The sequence below is a fragment of the Streptomyces sp. NPDC006610 genome (assembly GCF_040611575.1).
GTDB lineage: Bacteria > Actinomycetota > Actinomycetes > Streptomycetales > Streptomycetaceae > Streptomyces.
The window spans coordinates 21,165-39,173 of record NZ_JBEXOP010000006.1; the positions used below are offsets into that span (position 1 = coordinate 21,165).

The window sequence follows — 18,009 nt, forward strand, 5'->3', positions numbered from 1 at the left end:
CGCCGGTTCGCCGCCCATCCGTGCTCGATCCGCGACCGATCGGCGACCGGTCCGCCCCGCTCCGTTGTCGGTCCGTCGCCGATTCGCCGCCTATTCGCCGCTGAACCGTTGTCGATCCGCCGCCCTTCCGATGCCGTCCGCCGCGGCCCTGCGCCAACACCGGCGCCGTGCCGCCACCGGCCCTGCGCCGCCCCGGTGCCCGGGGCCCGTCCCTCCCTCCCATGCCGTCCAGCCGCGCTCCGCCCCCGCTCCGGCCCCCCGCCCGGGGGCGGGTTCTCCCGTCTACGGCAACAGCCCCGCCCGGCGCGCCGCCGCCACCGCCTCCCCCCGGGTCCGGGCGCCCAGCTTGCGCATGGCCGACCGCAGATAGCCCTTGACGGTTTCCGGCCGCAGTCCCAGCCGCCCCGCGGCCACCGCGTTGGTCGCCCCGGCCGCCACGCACGCCAGCACGTCCACCTCCCGAGGCGCCAGGCCGACCCCCTCCGGGCCGCCGCCCTCCGCCACCAGCAGTCCGCACGCCTCCAGCAGCTCGGCCCGCAGCGCCGCGTCCGCGATCCGCGGAGCCAGCGCCCGCAGCGCCGCGTGCGCCTCCCGCACCCGCTCCCGCTCCCGCGCGGCGCCCGGGTCCCGGTCCGGCCCCGGCAACGCCGCGGCCAGCAGGTCCCGCGCCTCCTCCCGCACCACCAGCGCCTGCTCCACGTCCCGCGCCGCCTCCACCGCCGCGCTCAGCGTGCGGTCGCCCAGCGGCTGGGCCGCGCGCAGGGCGCCGTACAGCACGCCCCGCACCCGGCGCCGTACGACCACCGGCACCGCCAGCACCGACCGCAGCCCCTCGGCGGCGACCGGTGCGTCGTACTCGTGGCTGATCCGCCGCGACGACGGATAGTCCGGCACCGCGCACGGCCGGCCCAGTGCCACCGCTCGCCCGCCGAGACCGCTGCCCGTGCTCACCGCGAGGGAGCTGAGCGCGAGCGTCCGCGTGCCGCTCAGCTCGCTGATCCGCAGCCGCGGCCGGCCGGGCTCCACCAGTCCGCCGAAGGCCACCGGCAGCCCGGTCGACCGTCGCAGCCGCACCAGCGCGCCCCGCATCTCGTCCGCACCGGCCGCTTCCGTCACCACGCGTTCGCTCCTTCACCGCAGCGCACTCCCCCCGTTCGGGGGTAGTGAGACCTGCATCACGGATTACACGATGACAGCGAGCCGCCCGGCAATGGTCCGGCACGAAGGAGGACGAATGACGGCGACGGAGCGCTTCCGCGAGGCACGGGACTTCCTGCTGCGGCACCGAGAGGACTACGCCACCGCCCACCGGGACTTCGCATGGCCCCGCCCCGACCGCTTCAACTGGGCGCTCGACTGGTTCGACGTCATCGCCGACGGCAACGACCGCACCGCCCTGCACATCGTCGAGGAGGACGGCGCCGAGATGCGCCTCACCTTCGCCGAGCTGTCCGAACGCTCCGACCGGGCGGCCAACTGGCTGCGCGCACGCGGGGTGCGCGCCGGCGACCGCGTCCTCGTCATGCTCGGCAACCAGGCCGAGCTGTGGGAGACCGCGCTGGCCGCGATGAAGCTGCGCGCCGTCGTCATCCCGGCCACCCCGCTGCTCGGACCCGCAGACCTGCGCGACCGCGTCGACCGCGGCCGGGTCCGGCACGTACTGGTCCGGGCCGACGACACCGGCAAGTTCGACGACGTCCCCGGCGACTACACGCGCATCGCGGCAGGCGGCGCACCGGACGGCTGGCAGCGGTACGAGGAGGCGTACGACGCCCCGGCCGGCTTCACGCCCGACGGCCCCACCCACGCGGACGACCCGCTGATGCTCTACTTCACCTCGGGGACCACCGCCCGCCCCAAGCTGGTCGAGCACACCCACGTCTCGTACCCGATCGGGCATCTGGCCACCATGTACTGGATCGGCCTGAAGCCGGGCGACGTCCACCTCAACATCTCCTCGCCCGGCTGGGCCAAGCACGCCTGGTCCAACCTCTTCGCCCCCTGGAACGCCGAGGCGACCGTCTTCCTCCACAACTACACCCGCTTCGACCCGGCCCGCCTGATGGCCGAGATGGACCGGGCCGGAGTGACCTCCTTCTGCGCCCCGCCCACGGTGTGGCGGATGCTCATCCAGGCCGACCTCACCCACCTGCGCACCCCGCCCCGCGAGGCCGTGGCCGCCGGGGAGCCGCTCAACCCGGAGGTCATCGAGCAGGTCCGGCGGGCGTGGGGCGTGACGATCCGGGACGGCTTCGGGCAGACCGAGACGGCGGTGCAGATCGCCAACACCCCCGGCCAGCCGCTGAAGACCGGTTCCATGGGCCGCCCCAGCCCCGGCTACCGCGTCGAACTCCTCGACCCGGTCACGGGCGAACCCGGCGCGTCCGAGGGCGAGATCGCGCTCGATCTGTCCACCCGCCCGGTCGGCCTGATGACCGGCTACCACGGCGACCCGGATCGCACGGCGGAGGCGATGGCCGGCGGCTACTACCGCACCGGTGACATCGGAACACGGGACGAAAACGGATATATTACGTTTGTCGGTCGTCGGGACGACGTGTTCAAAGCCTCCGACTACAAGATCTCCCCGTTCGAGCTGGAGAGCGCGCTGCTGGAGCACGAGGCGGTCGCCGAGGCGGCGGTCGTGCCCGCCCCGGACGAACTGCGGCTCGCCGTGCCGAAGGCGTACGTCGTCCTCGCCGACGGCTGGGAGCCCGGCCCGGACACCGCGAAGGTGCTGTTCGAGCACTCCCGCGAGGTGCTCGCGCCCTACAAGCGCATCCGCCGCCTGGAGTTCGGCGACCTGCCGAAGACCGTGTCGGGCAAGATCCGCCGCATCGAACTGCGCGAGGCGACGGCCGCGGGCGCCGGCTCCGCCGACGAGTACCGCGAGGAGGACTTCCGGTGACGACGGCCTCCTACAGCCACGGCACGAGCCGGACGCCGCTCCTCGGCGACACCATCGGCGCGAGCCTCGACCGGGCCGTCGCCGCCCACCCGGACCGCGAGGCGCTGGTCGACGTGGTGTCCGGACGCCGCTGGACCTACGCCGAGTTCGGCGCGGCCGTCGACGAGGTGGCACGCGGGCTGCTCGCCAAGGGACTGCGCAAGGGCGACCGGGTCGGCATCTGGGCGGTCAACTGCCCCGAGTGGGTGCTGATCCAGTACGCCACCGCCCGCATCGGCGTCATCCTGGTCAACATCAATCCGGCGTACCGGGCGCACGAGCTGGAGTACGTCCTGGGCCAGGCGGGAGTGACCCTGCTCGTCGCCTCCCTCGCGCACAAGGGCAGCGACTACCGGGCGCTGGTGGAGCAAGTGCGGGGCCGGTGCCCGCAGTTGCGGGAGACGGTGTACATCGGCGACAGGAGCTGGGACGCCTTGACGGAGGCGGCGCGATCCGTCCCCGCCGAGCAACTCGCCTCGCAGGAGGCCGCATTGACATGCGACGACCCGATCAACATCCAGTACACCTCGGGCACCACCGGTTTCCCGAAGGGCGCCACCCTCTCCCACCACAACATCCTCAACAACGGCTACTGGGTGGGCCGTACCATCGGATACACCGAGCAGGACCGGGTCTGCCTGCCCGTGCCCTTCTACCACTGCTTCGGCATGGTCATGGGCAACCTGGGCGCGACCTCCCACGGCGCCTGCATCGTCATCCCGGCCCCGTCCTTCGACCCGAGGGCGACCCTGGAGGCGGTACAGCGCGAGCGGTGCACCTCCCTCTACGGCGTCCCGACCATGTTCATCGCCGAGCTGAACCTCCCCGACTTCGCCTCCTACGACCTCACCTCCCTGCGCACCGGCATCATGGCGGGCTCGCCCTGCCCGGTGGAGGTGATGAAACGGGTCGTCGCCGAGATGCACATGCGCGAGGTCTCCATCTGCTACGGCATGACCGAGACCTCCCCGGTGTCCCTCCAGACCCGCGCGGACGACGACCTGGAACACCGCACGGCCACCGTCGGCCGCGTCCTGCCCCACATCGAGGTGAAGATCGTGGACCCCGCCACCGGAGTGACCCAACCCCGCGGCGCGGCCGGGGAGTTGTGCACCCGCGGCTACAGCGTGATGCTCGGCTACTGGAACGAGCCCGACAAGACCGCCGAGGCCGTCGACCCCGCACGCTGGATGCACACGGGTGACCTCGCGGTGATGCGCCCCGACGGTTACGTCGAGATCGTCGGCCGCATCAAGGACATGATCATCCGGGGCGGCGAGAACATCTACCCGCGCGAGATCGAGGAGTTCCTTTACGGCCATCCGAAGATCGCCGACGTCCAGGTCGTCGGCGTGCCCCACCCGCACTACGGCGAGGAAGTGCTGGCCTGCGTCATCCCCCGCGACCCCGCCGATCCCCCCGCCCTGGACGACATCCGCGCCTTCTGCCAGGGACGGCTCGCCCACTACAAGATCCCGAGCCGGCTCCAGGTGCTGGACTCCTTCCCGATGACGGTGTCCGGAAAGGTACGCAAGATCGAACTCAGGGAGCGATTCACCGCCTGACCCGCCGCCCGGCCGTTCGGCAGCACGGGGCTCGCCCCGTAAGATCGGGGGGCCTTGGGGGTGGGGTTTATGGTCAAGCGCAGTAACGGCACGCCGACACTGGAGGAAGTCGCCGCCCTCGCCGGAGTGGGGCGGGGCACGGTCTCCCGGGTCATCAACAACGCGGCGGGCGTCAAGGAGTCCACGCGCCGCGCCGTCCAGCGCGCCATCGCCGAGCTGGGCTACGTGCCCAATCTGGCGGCGCGTTCACTCGCGGGGCGGCGCGCCGACGCCGTGGCGCTCGTGATGACGAAGACGGACTGGCGGCTGTTCGGAGAGCCGTTCTTCTCGGAAGTCGTCCGCGCGGTCGGCGACGCCCTCTCCGACACGGCGGTCCAACTGCTGCTCACCCTGGTGCGCACCGACGCCGAGCGGCAGCGCTTCGTGGAGTACGCCCGCGGCGGCCGGGTCGACGGCGTCCTGCTGATGTCCGTGCGCGCCGAGGACCGGCTGCCCGACATGCTCGCCGACGCCGGCCTGCCCACGGTGCTGCTGGGCCGCCGCTCGGTCGACGAACGCGTCACCTACGTCGACGCGGACAACGTTGGCGGCGCCCGAGCCGCCGTCAACCACCTGGTGAACGGCGGCCGCAGGGCGATCGCCGCCATCACCGGCCCGCCCGAGATGTACGTCGCCCAGTGCAGGCTGCGCGGCTACCACGAGGCCCTGTCCCAGGCCGGGCTGGACAACGGCCCCTCCCTGGTGGTCGAGGGCGACTTCACGGAGGCCAGCGGCAAACGGGCGATGGCCACGCTCCTGGAACGGCACCCCGAGGTCGACGCCGTCTTCGTCGCCTCCGACTCCATGGCCGCCGGCGCCCTGGCCACCCTGCACGCGGCCGGACGCCGGGTTCCGGACGACGTCGCCCTGATCGGCTTCGACGACTTCGAACTGGCCGAACAGACCGACCCACCCCTGACCACCGTCCGCCAGCCCCTGGACGAGATCGGCCGCACGATGGTGCGCCTCCTGCTGGAGGAGATGGACCAGCCGGAGGTCGCCTGGCAGCACGTGATCCTGCGGACGCAGCTGGTGGTGCGGGAGTCGGCGTAGGGGGTGCCGGCCCGCGAGGGCGGCCCGGAAATGGCCGTATCCCCGGCCTGCGCAGGCCGGGGATACGCGGTGACGGGCCGAACCACGAGCCGACCCCGTAACCCGTCCGGGGCGCGGTGGCCGCCCCCGGACGGGCTGCGGCGGGCGGTCAGCCGATCGGCGTGGGGTTGTTGAGCTCGTCGCCGGTGGGCTTGTAGGGGCCGCCGTTGACCGTGGTGTCGGTGAGGGGGAGGGCGTGGGTCTGGTGGTGGCCGGCGGTCGTGGCGTCGTCAACGGTCTGTACGCAGCCTCCACTGACGCAGAGGGTCGTGTCGGGCACGGCAGTGACGCAGCCTCCACTGACGCAGAGGGCCGTGTCCTGCCTCGCAGCCGGCATGGCGGTGACCGCCACGGGAGCGAGCCGACTGTCGCTGCTGTCGGCACTGGCAACGCCCGCGCCGATCCCCAGAGTCGACACGGCCGCGGCCGCGATGAAGACACCGGTGAAGAAGTGCTGCCGAGTACGCATGTGATCCTCCAGGATCATCCGTTCATGCCTGCGACGAATGTTCCGCAGCAGGGAGTAGCAGAATTGGTCACCGTCCACGCGGGCGATGCCGTGTTGCGCGCCCTGATGATCCCTCATGCACGCCGGTGACAGAAGCTTTTCGATCCTGCTCGAAAGGTGTTCACCGGGGGTGCTTGTGCTTGTGCTTGGGCCGTGCCGTGGCGCGACTCCCAGCCGTGCCCGGCCGCTTGGCCAACAAGGCACCATCTGGGTTGGACGTCCCCGCGGGCGGCGACGTCCGGTCCTGCTCGCCGTACACGGCCTCCGTGGCCCGGACCTCCCCGCACGGCGCTCAGCCCCGGCGTCGCGCGGCTCAGCTCGTCAGCACCACCAGCCGCTGCGTAGCCCGCGTCATCGCCACATACCGGTCCACGGTGCCCTCGACACCCGTGCCGAACGCCTGCGGATCCACCAGCACCACCAGGTCGAACTCCAGCCCCTTCGCCAGTTCCGGCGTCAGGGAGCGGACCCGCGAGGCGCCCCGGTAGGACGGGGCGCCGATGACGCAGGCGGTGCCCTCGGTGTGCTCGGTGAGCCAGGTGGTGAGGACCTGCTCCAGTTCCGTGACCGTGCCGTGGGTCACCGGGATGCCGCTGCTGCGGACGGACGTCGGCACGTTGGCGTCGGGGAGGACGGAGCGGATGACCGGCTCGGCCTCCGTCATGACCTCCTCGGGCGTGCGGTAGTTGATGCTCAGGGACGCCACCTCGATCCGGTCGAGGCCGATTCGGGCGAGCCGTTCCTGCCACGACTCGGTGAAGCCGTGCCTGGCCTGCGCGCGGTCGCCGACGATCGTGAAGCTCCGCGACGGGCAGCGCAGCAGCAGCATCTGCCACTCCGCGTCGGTCAGTTCCTGCGCCTCGTCCACGACGACGTGCGCGAACGGGCCGGACAGCGGCTCCGGGTCGGTGGCCAGCAGCGCGGCCTCGTCCACCAGGCTGTCCCGCAGGTCCTGCCCGTGCAGCATGGTCACCGCGCCCTCGCCGTCGTCGTCGGACGCGATCACGTTGTCGATGACGCCGGCCATGCGTTCTCGCTCGGCCTCGACCGCGGCCTCGCGCCGGCGTCTGCGCAGCGCCGCCTTCGGGTCGCCGAGCCGCTGCCGCGCCGCGTCCAGGAGCGGCAGGTCCGACACCGTCCAGGCCCGGGCGTCCGCGCGCTGGAGCCGGCGTACCTCGTCCCGGCTCAGCCATGGCGCGCACATCCGCAGATACGCGGGCACCGACCACAGGTCACCGACCAGGTCGAGCGGGTCGATCAGCGGCCAGGCGTTGTTCAGCGCGCCGGTCAGCTCCGCGTCGCGGGCCAGGAACTTCCGGAACTGGTCCGGCGGCACCTCCTCGCCCAGCTTGTCCAGCAGGATCGTGACCAGCTCCTGCCGGATCAGCTCCCGTGCCTCGTTGTGCGCAGCACCCGACTCCGCCGCCTCGAAGGCCTCGGCCCAGTCGTCGGCGGTCAGCACTGCCTCGCCCCAGGGAGTCGTGACCGTCAGGGTGTCGGTGGGCGGGGTCTCGTAGAACCGGACGGCCTTCTCGATCGCCTTCACCATGCCGGCGGACGACTTCAGCCGGGCCACCTCGGGGTCCTTCTCGGGCGCCGCCGCCGCGCCCTCGGGGACCAGGTCCCGCAGCGTGCACGTCCGTACGCCCTCCTCGCCGAGGCTGGGCAGCACATCGGCGACGTAGGCCAGATAGGGGCCGCTCGGGCCGACGAACAGCACGCCGCCCCTGCGGTGCCCGAAGCGCGGGTCGGAGTAGAGCAGATACGCCGAGCGGTGCAGCGCGACCACCGTCTTGCCCGTGCCCGGACCGCCGTCCACGACCAGCGCGCCGCGCGAACCGGCCCGGATGATCGCGTCCTGGTCGGCCTGGATCGTGGCGAGCACGTCCCGCATCCGCGACGACCGGTTGTCGCCCAGACTCGCGATGAACGCCGACTGGTCGTCCAGCGCCGCCCGCCGCTCCAGTCCTTCCGCGGTGAACACCTCGTCCCAGTAGTCGCTGATCCGGCCCCGGGTCCAGCGGTATCTGCGGCGGCTCGCCAGCCCCATGGGGTTGGCGTGGGTCGCCGCGAAGAACGGCTCGGCCGCGGGGGAGCGCCAGTCGATCAGCAGCCGGCGGCCCGTGCTGTCGGTGAGGCCGAGGCGGCCGACGTAGACGGGCTCGGGGTCGTCCGCGAAGACCATGTGGCCCAGGCACAGGTCGAGGCCGAAGCGCCGCAGTGCCCGCAGGCGGGCCGTCAACCGGTGGATCTCCGCGTCCCGGTCCATCGCCGCCCGGCCCACGCCGCCGGGGGCCCGGCGTTCGGCGGCGAGCTGCTCGTCGAGTTCGGAGATCGTTCGCTCCAGGCTCTCCGCGATGGCCGCGAAGTGCCGCTCGTCACCGGCGATCAGCTCCGGGGCGGCCTTGGCCGAGAGGCGCTCGGGCAGGTCGAAGGCACTGGTGGTCAGGGGGGTCATGGCATCAGCTCCGATCAGCGGCCGCGCGCGCGAAGTCCGGCGGCACGCGGCCTGGGCCTGCGATTCTGCGGCAGAACGGGGGCCTTGCCGCAAGCCCCCCAGTGCGCTATACGTTGAGAGTGGCGAGGAGTGGGTCCACCCACCCCGGGTCATGTCACTCCGGACTCATCATTCCGGACTCCAGTGCCGGCCGTTCGCCTGCGATCTTCGTTCGCCTCCAGCACGCGCCATCACCTTCTCAGTGCGCGTCGTGCGCGTCTCGTTCTCAGGGCGCGCCTTTCGCCTTCTCGGCCAGTGGGCTTCTCCCCATCATCGCCGGTCCGCGTCGTCGTTCCCTCCCACCGCCGTCGTCGCTTCAGTGATGCGTCGGCGGCCGGTTTGCGTGTGCTCGCCGCCGGGCGAGGGGTCGTTGTCGCCGCGCCGGCAGTCGTCACTGCTCCCCGGACCCTCCCGGCAGTCCTCCCCGGCCGTCGACGGGTCGACGGCCGGGGAGCGATGACACGGCCGGGAGTCATGACACCGCCGGGGAGTCATGGCTTCGCCCGCACCACCTCCCGCCCACCGCTCCGCCCACCCTCCACCGAAAGTCGTGATCCAGACTTTCCCATCCCTTGACAGCCCGCTACGGGGCTGGCTTCATGCAAGTGGGAGCGCTCCCACGGGCTCCCGCACGCGTATGCCCAGCGCAAGGTCGGCCATGCTCCAGCCACCGGCCGGCCGGACCCGCGCCGGGCCTTCGCTCCCCAGCACGGCACGACCCGATCCCTCCTCCGCACGGCCGTACGGAAAGGACGATCCGTTGCGCCCCCACCTGCTCGGACTGCTGAAACCCCTCACAAGACGGCAGCAGCCCCGCACCCCCGCGCCCACCCCCACCTCCCCCCGTCGCCGCCCCCGCCCCGGCCCCGTCGCCGCCCTCGCGGCCGTCGTCACCGCCGGGCTGCTGCTTCCGCTCGCCGCAGCCTCCCCGTCGGCCGCCGCGCCGGCGTTCAACTACGGCGAGGCCCTGCAGAAGTCGCTCCTCTTCTACGAGGCCCAGCAGTCCGGCGAACTCCCGGACACCAACCGCGTCTCCTGGCGCGGCGACTCCGCGCTGAACGACGGCAAGGACGTCGGCCTGGATCTGACCGGTGGCTGGTTCGACGCCGGGGACCACGTCAAGTTCGGCCTTCCGATGGCCTATTCGGCGACCGTGCTGGCCTGGGGAGGTCTGGAGGAGCGGGCCGCCTACACCTCCGCGGGGCAGTGGACGTATCTCAAGAACAACCTGCGGTTCGTCAACGACTACTTCATCAAGGCCCACCCCTCGCCCAACGTCCTTTACGGGCAGGTCGGTCACGGCGGCCGGGACCACGCCTGGTGGGGGCCGGCCGAGGTGATGCCGATGGACCGGCCCGCCTACAAGATCGACGCCTCCTGCCCCGGCACCGACCTCGCCGGGCAGACCGCGGCGGCGATGGCGGCCTCCTCCATGGTGTTCGCCGACAGTGACGCGGCCTACGCGGACAAGCTGCTGACGCACGCCAAGCAGCTGTACACCTTCGCCGACACCTACCGCGGCGAGTACAGCGACTGCATCACCGACGCGCAGAGCTACTACAACTCCTGGAGCGGCTACCGGGACGAACTCGTGTGGGGCGCGATCTGGCTCCACAAGGCGACCGGTGACCCGGCCTATCTCGCCAAGGCCGAGAAGTACTACGACGATCTGTCCACCGAGCCGCAGACGTCCACCCGTTCCTACCGGTGGACCCTGTCCTGGGACGACAGTTCCTACGGCGCCTACGTCCTGCTCGCCCAGCTCACGGGCAAGCAGCGCTACATCGACGACGCCAACCGGTGGCTGGACTGGTGGACCACCGGGGTGAACGGCAACCGGGTGCGCTACTCGCCGGGCGGCCAGGCCGTGCTCGACAGCTGGGGCTCCCTGCGGTACGCCGCCAACACCGCCTTCGCCGCACTGGTCTACTCCGACTGGCTCACCGGCGACCCCGAACGCAAGACCCGCTACCACGACTTCGCCGTACGGCAGATCAACTACGCGCTCGGCGACAATCCGCGCAAGTCCAGCTACGTCGTCGGCTTCGGCGCCAACCCGCCGACCAAGCCGCACCACCGCACCGCCCACGGCTCGTGGACCGACCAGATCACCAGCCCCGCCGAAAGCCGGCACACCCTCTACGGCGCCCTCGTCGGCGGACCGAGCGCCCCGGACGACGCCTACACCGACGACCGGCAGAACTACGTCAACAACGAGGTCGCCACCGACTACAACGCCGCCTTCACCGGGGCGCTCGCCCGCCTCTACGCCGAGTACGGCGGCACGCCGCTGGCGGACTTCCCCAAGCCCGAGCGGCCCGACGGCCCGGAGATGTCCGTGCAGGCGTCCGTGAACGCCGTCGGGAACGGCTTCACGGAGATCAAGGCGTATCTGGTCAACAAGTCGGCCTGGCCGGCGCGTGCGCTGAACGACGCCTCGCTGCGCTACTACTTCACCCTGGAACCGGGCGTGAGCCCGGGCCAGATCAGCGTCACGACCAACTACAACCAGTGCGGGCCCGCCTCCGGACCGACCCAGTACCGGGGCAGCGTGTACTACGTCACCGTGGACTGCTCGCAGACGGTGATCGCGCCCGCGGGGCAGTCGGCGTACCGCAAGGAGGTGCAGTTCCGGATCAGTTCGACGGGGGCCTGGGATCCGTCCAACGACTGGTCCTACCGGGGCGTTCCGACCACGCCGGGCACCACGCCGGCGGACGCGCCGAACATCGTCCTGCTGGAGGGTTCCGAGCGGCAGTGGGGCAGCCTCCCCGACGGCAGCACCCCGGACCCGACGCCCACCCCGACCCCGGACCCGACTCCGACGCCCACCCCGGATCCGACGCCCACGCCGAGCCCGGCGGGGTCGTGCGAGGTGGCGTACACCGTCGGGTCGTCGTGGAACGGAGGTTTCACGGCCGAGGTGCGGGTACGCAACACCGGGTCGACGGCGATCCAGGGGTGGAAGCTCGGCTTCACCTTCAAGGGCGGCGAGCGGATCACCAACGCGTGGAACGCCACCGTCACCCAGTCCGGGACGGAGGTGACCGCCTCCAACGCCGGGCACAACGCGACGCTTTCGGCGGGCGGTTCGACAACGTTCGGCTTCCAGGCGAGCGGAAGCTCCGCCGGCGCGCCCTCGAACGTCACGCTCAACGGCCGTCATTGCACCTGACGAAACTTTCGGGAGCGCTCCCAACTCCTTGGCATATGCCAGGAGTTCAGGATCTTGAAGCCCTTACCCCCCTTGACCAGCCGCTTCGAAATCAGTTCGACACATTCGGTTCCGATGGGTTGTCAGGGGGCTGAGGACGCTCCTACAGTCCTCTCCGAACCAGTGGGTGGGAGCGCTCCCATCAGTGGGGAGTTGGGAGCGCTCCCGATTTTTCTGTCACCCGTTCCGGTTGTCCCTCTTGAGAGGCCCCCCGCATGCGACCGACACCGCACCTCCCCCGCACGGCACGCGCCCTGCTCGGCGCGCTCCTCACCGCTCTCGCCACCGTCGCGGCCCTCATGACCGCCGCGCCGGCGGCCCAGGCCGACACCCTGATCTGCGACCAGTTCGGGTCGACCACGATCCAGGGCCGTTACGTCGTCCAGAACAACCGCTGGGGCACCACCGCCACCCAGTGCGTCACCGCCACCGACACGGGCTTCCGGCTCACCACGGCCGACGGCTCCGTGCCCACCAACGGCGCCCCGAAGTCGTACCCCTCCATCTTCAACGGCTGCCACTACACCAACTGTTCGCCGGGCACCAACCTGCCGGCGCAGGTCAGCAACATCGCCAGCGCGCCCAGCAGCATCTCGTACGGCTACGTCAGCAACGCCGTCTACAACGCCTCGTACGACATCTGGCTCGACCCGACCCCCAAGAAGGACGGGGTGAACCGGACCGAGATCATGATCTGGTTCAACAAGGTCGGTTCGATCCAGCCGATCGGCTCCCAGGTGGGCACCGCCACCGTCGGCGGGCGCACCTGGCAGGTGTGGACCGGCAGCAACGGCTCCAACGACGTCATCTCCTTCGTCGCCCCCTCGGCGATCGCCAGCTGGAGCTTCGACGTCATGGACTTCGTGGACGAGACCGTCCGCCGCGGAATGGCCCAGAACAACTGGTACCTGACGAGCGTCCAGGCCGGCTTCGAGCCGTGGCAGAACGGCGCCGGGCTCGCGGTGAACTCCTTCTCGTCGTCCGTGAACCTCGGCGACCCCGGCGGCCCCGGTGAGGAGCCGAACCCGACGACGGCCTGCAAGGTGACCTACGGCACCAGCGTCTGGTCGGGCGGCTTCACCGCCAACGTCACCGTCGCCAACACCGGTACGACCGCCGTCGACAACTGGAAGCTCACCTTCACCCTGCCCTCCGGACAGCGGATCACCAGCGCCTGGAACGCGACCGTCTCGCCGTCCTCCGGCGCGGTGACGGCGACCCCGGTCGCCCACAACGCCCGGATCGCGGCCGGCGCCAGCCAGTCGTTCGGCTTCCAGGGCACCTACAGCGGTTCGTTCGCCCAGCCGAGCGGGTTCAGCCTCAACGGCACCCCCTGCTCGTGATCTGACCGGCACCACCGCACCCGCACGTTCCGGGACCCGCCCCCTCTTCTCCCTGCGCCGACAGGGGGGCGGGCCCCGGAACACCTCCCCCGCGCTCCCCAGCACCTCCGGCCGCACCCGGAAAGGCCCCGCTCATGAGCCCGAGCACCGCCCCACCCCGCCGCCGCGCGGTCGTCGCCGCGCTGTGCGCCGCCGTCCTCGGCGTCACCGGCCTGACCGCCGCCGCGCCGCCCGCCGAACAGCGGGCGTCCGCCGCCGCGCTGCCGTACCAGGACCCGTCGCTGCCCGTCGCGGACCGCGTCGCCGACCTGATGTCGCGCATGTCCCTCGACGACAAGCTCGGGCAGATGACCCAGGTCGAGAAGGACGCCCTGGTCCCGCAGTCGGACCTCGCGACCTACCGCATCGGCTCGGTGCTCTCCGGCGGCGACTCCACGGTCAGCCCCAACAACGCGCAGACCTGGGCCGACACCTACGACTCCCTGCAGCGCACCGCCCTCGGCACGCCGCTCGGCATCCCGATGATCTACGGCATCGACGCGGTGCACGGACACAACGCGGTGCGCGGCGCCACGATCTTCCCGCACAACATCGGACTCGGCGCCACCCGCGACCCGGAGCTGGTGCAGCGCATCGGCCGCGCGGTCGCCCTGGAGATGGCCGGCACCGGCATGGACTGGGACTTCGCGCCCTGCCTGTGCGTGGCCCGCGACGACCGCTGGGGCCGCACCTACGAGTCCTTCGGCGAGAAGCCCGAACTGCCCACCTCCATGGCCACGTTCGTCACCGGCCTGCAGGGGAGCACCCTCGGCGCCGACCCGGCCTCGGTGCTCGCCACCGCCAAGCACTACATCGGCGACGGCGGCACCACCGGCGGCGTCGACCAGGGCAACACCCAGCTCACCGAGGCCGAGCTGCGCGCCATCCACCTGCCCCCCTTCCGGGAGGCGGTGCGCCGCGGCGTGGGGTCCGTGATGCTGTCGTACAGCAGCTGGAACGGCGTCCGGTCGCACGCCCACAAGTACCTGGTCACGGACGTGCTCAAGGGCGAACTGGGCTTCACCGGGTTCGTCGTGTCCGACTGGGCCGCGGTCGACCAGCTCGACGGGCAGACCGGCTTCACGGGCGCCGAGATCACCACGGCCGTCAACGCGGGCGTCGACATGGTGATGATCCCGCACGACTACAAGAAGTTCCTCACCCTGCTGCGCGGCGAGGTGAACGCCGGGCGGATCACCCAGGCCCGCGTCGACGACGCCAACCGGCGCATCCTCACCAAGAAGTTCCAGCTCGGCCTGTTCGAACGGCCGTTGACGGACCGCTCCTACACCTCCACCGTCGGCTCCGCCGCGCACCGGTCGCTCGCCCGGGAGGCCGTGCGCGAGTCGCAGGTGCTGCTGAAGAACGACGGCGGCGTCCTGCCGCTGGCAAAGAACGCCAAGCTGTTCGTCGCCGGCAAGTCCGCCGACGACATCGGCAACCAGAGCGGCGGCTGGACCGTGGGCTGGCAGGGCCGCAGCGGCCCCGTCACCGACGGCACCACCATCCTCCAGGGCATCCGCGCCGCGGCCACCGACCCCTCGCGGATCACCTACGACCGGTACGGCAACGGCATCGACGGCAGCTACACCGCCGCCGTCGCGGTGATCGGGGAGACGCCGTACGCCGAGATGCGCGGCGACCGGCCGAACGGCATGGGCCTGGACCAGGAGGACCTGAGCACCCTGGCCCGGCTCAAGGCTAGCGGCGTGCCCGTGGTCGTGGTCCTGGTCTCCGGCCGGCCGCTGGACATCGCCGCCCAACTGCCCGACTGGAAGGCCCTGCTGGCGGCCTGGCTGCCCGGCACCGAGGGCAACGGCGTCTCCGACGTGCTCTTCGGCGACCACGCCCCGACCGGCAAGCTGCCCATGACGTGGATGCGCAGCGCCTCCCAGCAGCCGATCAACGACGGCGACGGCAAGACCCCGCTGTTCCCCTTCGGACACGGACTGACCTACGGCGCCAACCCCGACCCGGACCCCGAGCCCGACCCGGACCCGGAGCCCGCGCCCAAGGCGTGCACCGCGCAGTTCAAGGTCGCCTCCGCCTGGAACGGCGGCTACCAGGCCGAGGTCACCGTCAAGAACACCGGCACCGGCCCGCTCACCGGCTGGAGCGTCGCCTGGGACCTGGGCGGTTCCACCATCAACAACCTCTGGAACGGCACGCTGACCGTCGCCTCCGGGCGCGCCACCGTCCGCAACGCCGCCCACAACGGCGCCCTGTCACCCGGCGCCTCCACCACGTTCGGCTTCACCGCGAACGGCTCGGCGGGCACGCCGGCCCCGCAGTGCACCGGCACCTGACGTACGACGGCGCCGGCCGGCGCACGAGCGCGGCTCACACCCGCACGACCGCGCCGGCCGATGCACGCGCACTCACAGACGTACGACCGCACCTCCTGACGTACGACCGCACCACCCGCACCCGTACAACCGAGGAGAGCACGATGACCGACCCGACCAGATCCGCCTCCGCGCGCCCGCGCCTGTCGCGTCGACGACGCCCGGCGGTCCTGGCCACCGCGCTGGCGACCCTGCTCCTGGGGGTCGCCGGACAGGTCGCGGGGCAGCCCGCGGCAGCGGCGGAGGCACACGTCGACAACCCGTTCGCCGGGGCCACGTTCTACGTGAACCCCGACTACGCGACCCGGGTGAACACCTCCATCGCGCAGACCACCGACGCCACCCTCAAAGCGAAGATGGAGACGGTCAAGAACTACCCCACGGCCGTCTGGCTGGACCGGATCGCCGCCATCCACGGCGGCGCCAACAACGACAACCGCAAGAGCCTGGCCGACCACCTCGACCTGGCCCTCGCGCAGAAGAAGCCCGGGCAGCCGATCACCGCCACCATCGTGGTCTACGACCTGCCCGGCCGCGACTGCGCGGCCCTGGCGTCCAACGGTGAACTGCCCCTCACCCAGGCCGGTCTCGACCGCTACAAGACCGAGTACATCGACGTCATCGCGAACGTCTTCAAGAACCCCAAGTACCAGGACATCCGCATCACCACGGTGATCGAGCCGGACGGCCTGCCCAACCTGGTCACCAACCTCTCCGACCCGGAGTGCGCCCAGGCCAAGAGCAGCGGCCTGTACGTCAAGGCCGTCCAGTACGCCCTGGACAAGCTGCACGCGATCCCGAACGTCTACACGTACCTGGACTTCGCCCACTCCGGCTGGCTCGGCTGGGAGAACAACCTCACCCAGACCGTGCAGCTGTACACGGACGTCGCCAAGGGCACCATCGCCGGCACCAACAGCGTCGACGGCCTGATCACCAACGTCTCCAACTACACGCCGCTCGACGAGCCCTTCCTGACCAACCCCGACAAGACGGTCGGCGGCACCATGGTCAAGGGCGGCAAGTACTACGAGTGGAACCCCAACTTCGACGAGGCCGACTTCACCAGGAACGTGCACCGCGCGCTGGTCGCGCAGGGCTGGTCCGCCAACACCGGCATGGTGATCGACACCTCCCGCAACGGATGGGGCGGCGCCGGCCGGCCCACCGCCGAGTCGACCAGCACCAACGTCGACACCTACGTCGCCGAGTCCAAGGTCGACCGGCGTGCGCACCGGGGTCTGTGGTGCAACGTGAACGGCGCCGGCATCGGCCAGCCCCCGCAGGCCGCCCCGGCCGGCTACACGCACCTCGACGCCTTCCTGTGGGTCAAGCCGCCGGGGGAGTCCGACGGTGCGAGCGAGGACATCCCGAACAACGAGGGCAAGCGCCAGGACCCGATGTGCGACCCGGACTACACCGCGCCCAGCGCCGGTAACAGCAAGACGGGCGCCATGCCCGACGCGCCGCTGGCCGGGCACTGGTTCCACAACCAGTTCTCGATGCTGGTCCGCAACGCCAACCCGGCCGTGCCCACCGACGGCGGCGGCGGCCCCGGCGACGACACCACCGCCCCGACCGCGCCGACCGGCCTGACCGCCACCGCGAAGACGGCGACCAGCGTCTCGCTCTCCTGGACCGCCTCCACCGACGACCGCGGCGTGAGCGGCTACGACGTCTACCGCAACGGCACCAAGGTCAACACGACGCCGGTCAGCGGCACCACGTACACGGACACCGGCCTGACCGCCTCCACCGCCTACAGCTACACCGTCCGCGCCCGGGACGCCGCGGGCAACGTCTCCGCGGCCTCCGCCGCGCTGAGCGTCACCACCGAGGCGGGCGGCGGCGGTCCCGACCCGACGGGCGGCGTCGCGGTCCGCTACAAGAACAACGACGCCTCCGCCACCGACAACGCGATCCGTCCCGGCCTGCGCATCGCCAACACCGGCACCGCCGCGCTGGACCTGACCAAGGTGACGGCCCGCTACTACTTCACCCGTGACGGCGGTTCGACCGACGTCCGCGCCTTCTGCGACTACGCGGCCGTCGGGTGCGCCAACGTCAAGCTCCGGGTCGTCCCGCTGAGCACGCCGGTGGCCGGCGCGGACGCCTACCTCGAGGTCGGGTTCTCCGCCGGCTCGCTCGCCGCCGGGCGGGACAGCGGCGACATCCAGCTGCGCATGGCCAAGTCCGACTGGTCGGCCTTCAACGAGGCCAACGACTACAGCCGTACGACCGCCACGGCCTACGCCGACGCCCCGGCGATCCCCGCCTACCTGGGCACCACGCTCGCCTGGGGCGCTCCGCCCGCCTGATCCGCACCCGCCCTCCCCAGATCCCCCCGCCCGTCCGGAGGAGTCCTCCCCGGACGGGCGGGGGCTCCAACAACCGACGGACACGACCGACTGTGAGCCGCA

10 protein-coding genes are annotated in these 18,009 nt (G+C 71.5%); 7 read left to right on the forward strand and 3 right to left on the reverse strand.

Translation table 11 applies throughout. From position 1 onward, the window contains the following. Nucleotides 1-282: 282 nt before the first annotated feature. Nucleotides 283-1,119, reverse strand: a complete 837-nt coding sequence (locus tag ABZY13_RS06730; protein WP_356627789.1) for a helix-turn-helix transcriptional regulator — start codon at nt 1,117-1,119, stop codon at nt 283-285. A gap of 115 nt (nt 1,120-1,234) precedes the next feature. On the opposite strand from ABZY13_RS06730, the gene ABZY13_RS06735 reads away from it, so the two are divergent. From ABZY13_RS06735 to ABZY13_RS06745, 3 genes are all read left to right on the forward strand, one after another. After that, the gene (locus ABZY13_RS06735) at nt 1,235-2,908 is read left to right on the forward strand and encodes an AMP-binding protein (RefSeq protein WP_356627790.1); all 1,674 of its coding nucleotides are present in this window, start codon (nt 1,235-1,237) and stop codon (nt 2,906-2,908) included. Beyond that, on the forward strand, nt 2,905-4,512 hold the full coding sequence (locus tag ABZY13_RS06740) for an AMP-binding protein (RefSeq protein ID WP_356627791.1): 1,608 nt from the start codon (nt 2,905-2,907) through the stop codon (nt 4,510-4,512). The genes ABZY13_RS06735 and ABZY13_RS06740 overlap by 4 nt, the downstream gene beginning before the upstream one ends. Nucleotides 4,513-4,581: 69 nt before the next feature. Next, the gene (locus ABZY13_RS06745) at nt 4,582-5,604 is read left to right on the forward strand and encodes a LacI family DNA-binding transcriptional regulator (RefSeq protein WP_356627792.1); all 1,023 of its coding nucleotides are present in this window, start codon (nt 4,582-4,584) and stop codon (nt 5,602-5,604) included. Nucleotides 5,605-5,752: 148 nt separating this feature from the next. Here ABZY13_RS06745 and ABZY13_RS06750 read toward each other — a convergent pair whose 3' ends face one another. Together ABZY13_RS06750 and helR are read right to left on the reverse strand one after the other, a co-directional pair. After that, on the reverse strand, nt 5,753-6,229 hold the full coding sequence (locus ABZY13_RS06750; RefSeq protein ID WP_356627793.1) for a hypothetical protein: 477 nt from the start codon (nt 6,227-6,229) through the stop codon (nt 5,753-5,755). A gap of 235 nt (nt 6,230-6,464) precedes the next feature. Next, entirely contained in the window at nt 6,465-8,609 is a 2,145-nt protein-coding gene (gene helR / locus ABZY13_RS06755) for an RNA polymerase recycling motor ATPase HelR (protein WP_356627794.1), read from the reverse strand. A gap of 799 nt (nt 8,610-9,408) precedes the next feature. Between helR and ABZY13_RS06760 the strand changes: the two genes are divergently transcribed. The 4 genes from ABZY13_RS06760 (at nt 9,409) to ABZY13_RS06775 (ending at nt 17,907) form a co-directional block, all read left to right on the forward strand. After that, on the forward strand, nt 9,409-11,823 hold the full coding sequence (locus tag ABZY13_RS06760; protein ID WP_356627795.1) for a glycoside hydrolase family 9 protein: 2,415 nt from the start codon (nt 9,409-9,411) through the stop codon (nt 11,821-11,823). A 254-nt stretch (nt 11,824-12,077) separates the two neighbouring features. Then, entirely contained in the window at nt 12,078-13,205 is a 1,128-nt protein-coding gene (locus ABZY13_RS06765) for a cellulose binding domain-containing protein (protein WP_356627796.1), read from the forward strand. 134 nt (nt 13,206-13,339) lie between these two features. Next, nucleotides 13,340-15,550 carry a glycoside hydrolase family 3 N-terminal domain-containing protein gene (locus tag ABZY13_RS06770; protein ID WP_356627797.1) on the forward strand — a complete coding sequence of 737 codons (2,211 nt, stop codon included), beginning with the start codon at nt 13,340-13,342 and terminating at the stop codon, nt 15,548-15,550. 143 nt (nt 15,551-15,693) lie between these two features. Continuing rightward, entirely contained in the window at nt 15,694-17,907 is a 2,214-nt protein-coding gene (locus tag ABZY13_RS06775) for a glycoside hydrolase family 6 protein (protein ID WP_356627798.1), read from the forward strand. The last annotated feature ends 102 nt before the right edge of the window (nt 17,908-18,009 follow it).

Bases quoted from the DNA above. Each gene is read 5' to 3' on its own strand.
- ABZY13_RS06735 (WP_356627790.1), top strand. From the start codon at position 1,235: ATGACGGCGACGGAGCGCTTCCGCGAGGCACGGGACTTCCTGCTGCGG.
- ABZY13_RS06745 (WP_356627792.1), top strand. From the start codon at position 4,582: ATGGTCAAGCGCAGTAACGGCACGCCGACACTGGAGGAAGTCGCCGCC.
- ABZY13_RS06750 (WP_356627793.1), bottom strand. From the start codon at position 6,229: ATGAGGGATCATCAGGGCGCGCAACACGGCATCGCCCGCGTGGACGGT.
- helR (WP_356627794.1), bottom strand. From the start codon at position 8,609: ATGACCCCCCTGACCACCAGTGCCTTCGACCTGCCCGAGCGCCTCTCG.
- ABZY13_RS06765 (WP_356627796.1), top strand. From the start codon at position 12,078: ATGCGACCGACACCGCACCTCCCCCGCACGGCACGCGCCCTGCTCGGC.
- ABZY13_RS06770 (WP_356627797.1), top strand. From the start codon at position 13,340: ATGAGCCCGAGCACCGCCCCACCCCGCCGCCGCGCGGTCGTCGCCGCG.
- ABZY13_RS06775 (WP_356627798.1), top strand. From the start codon at position 15,694: ATGACCGACCCGACCAGATCCGCCTCCGCGCGCCCGCGCCTGTCGCGT.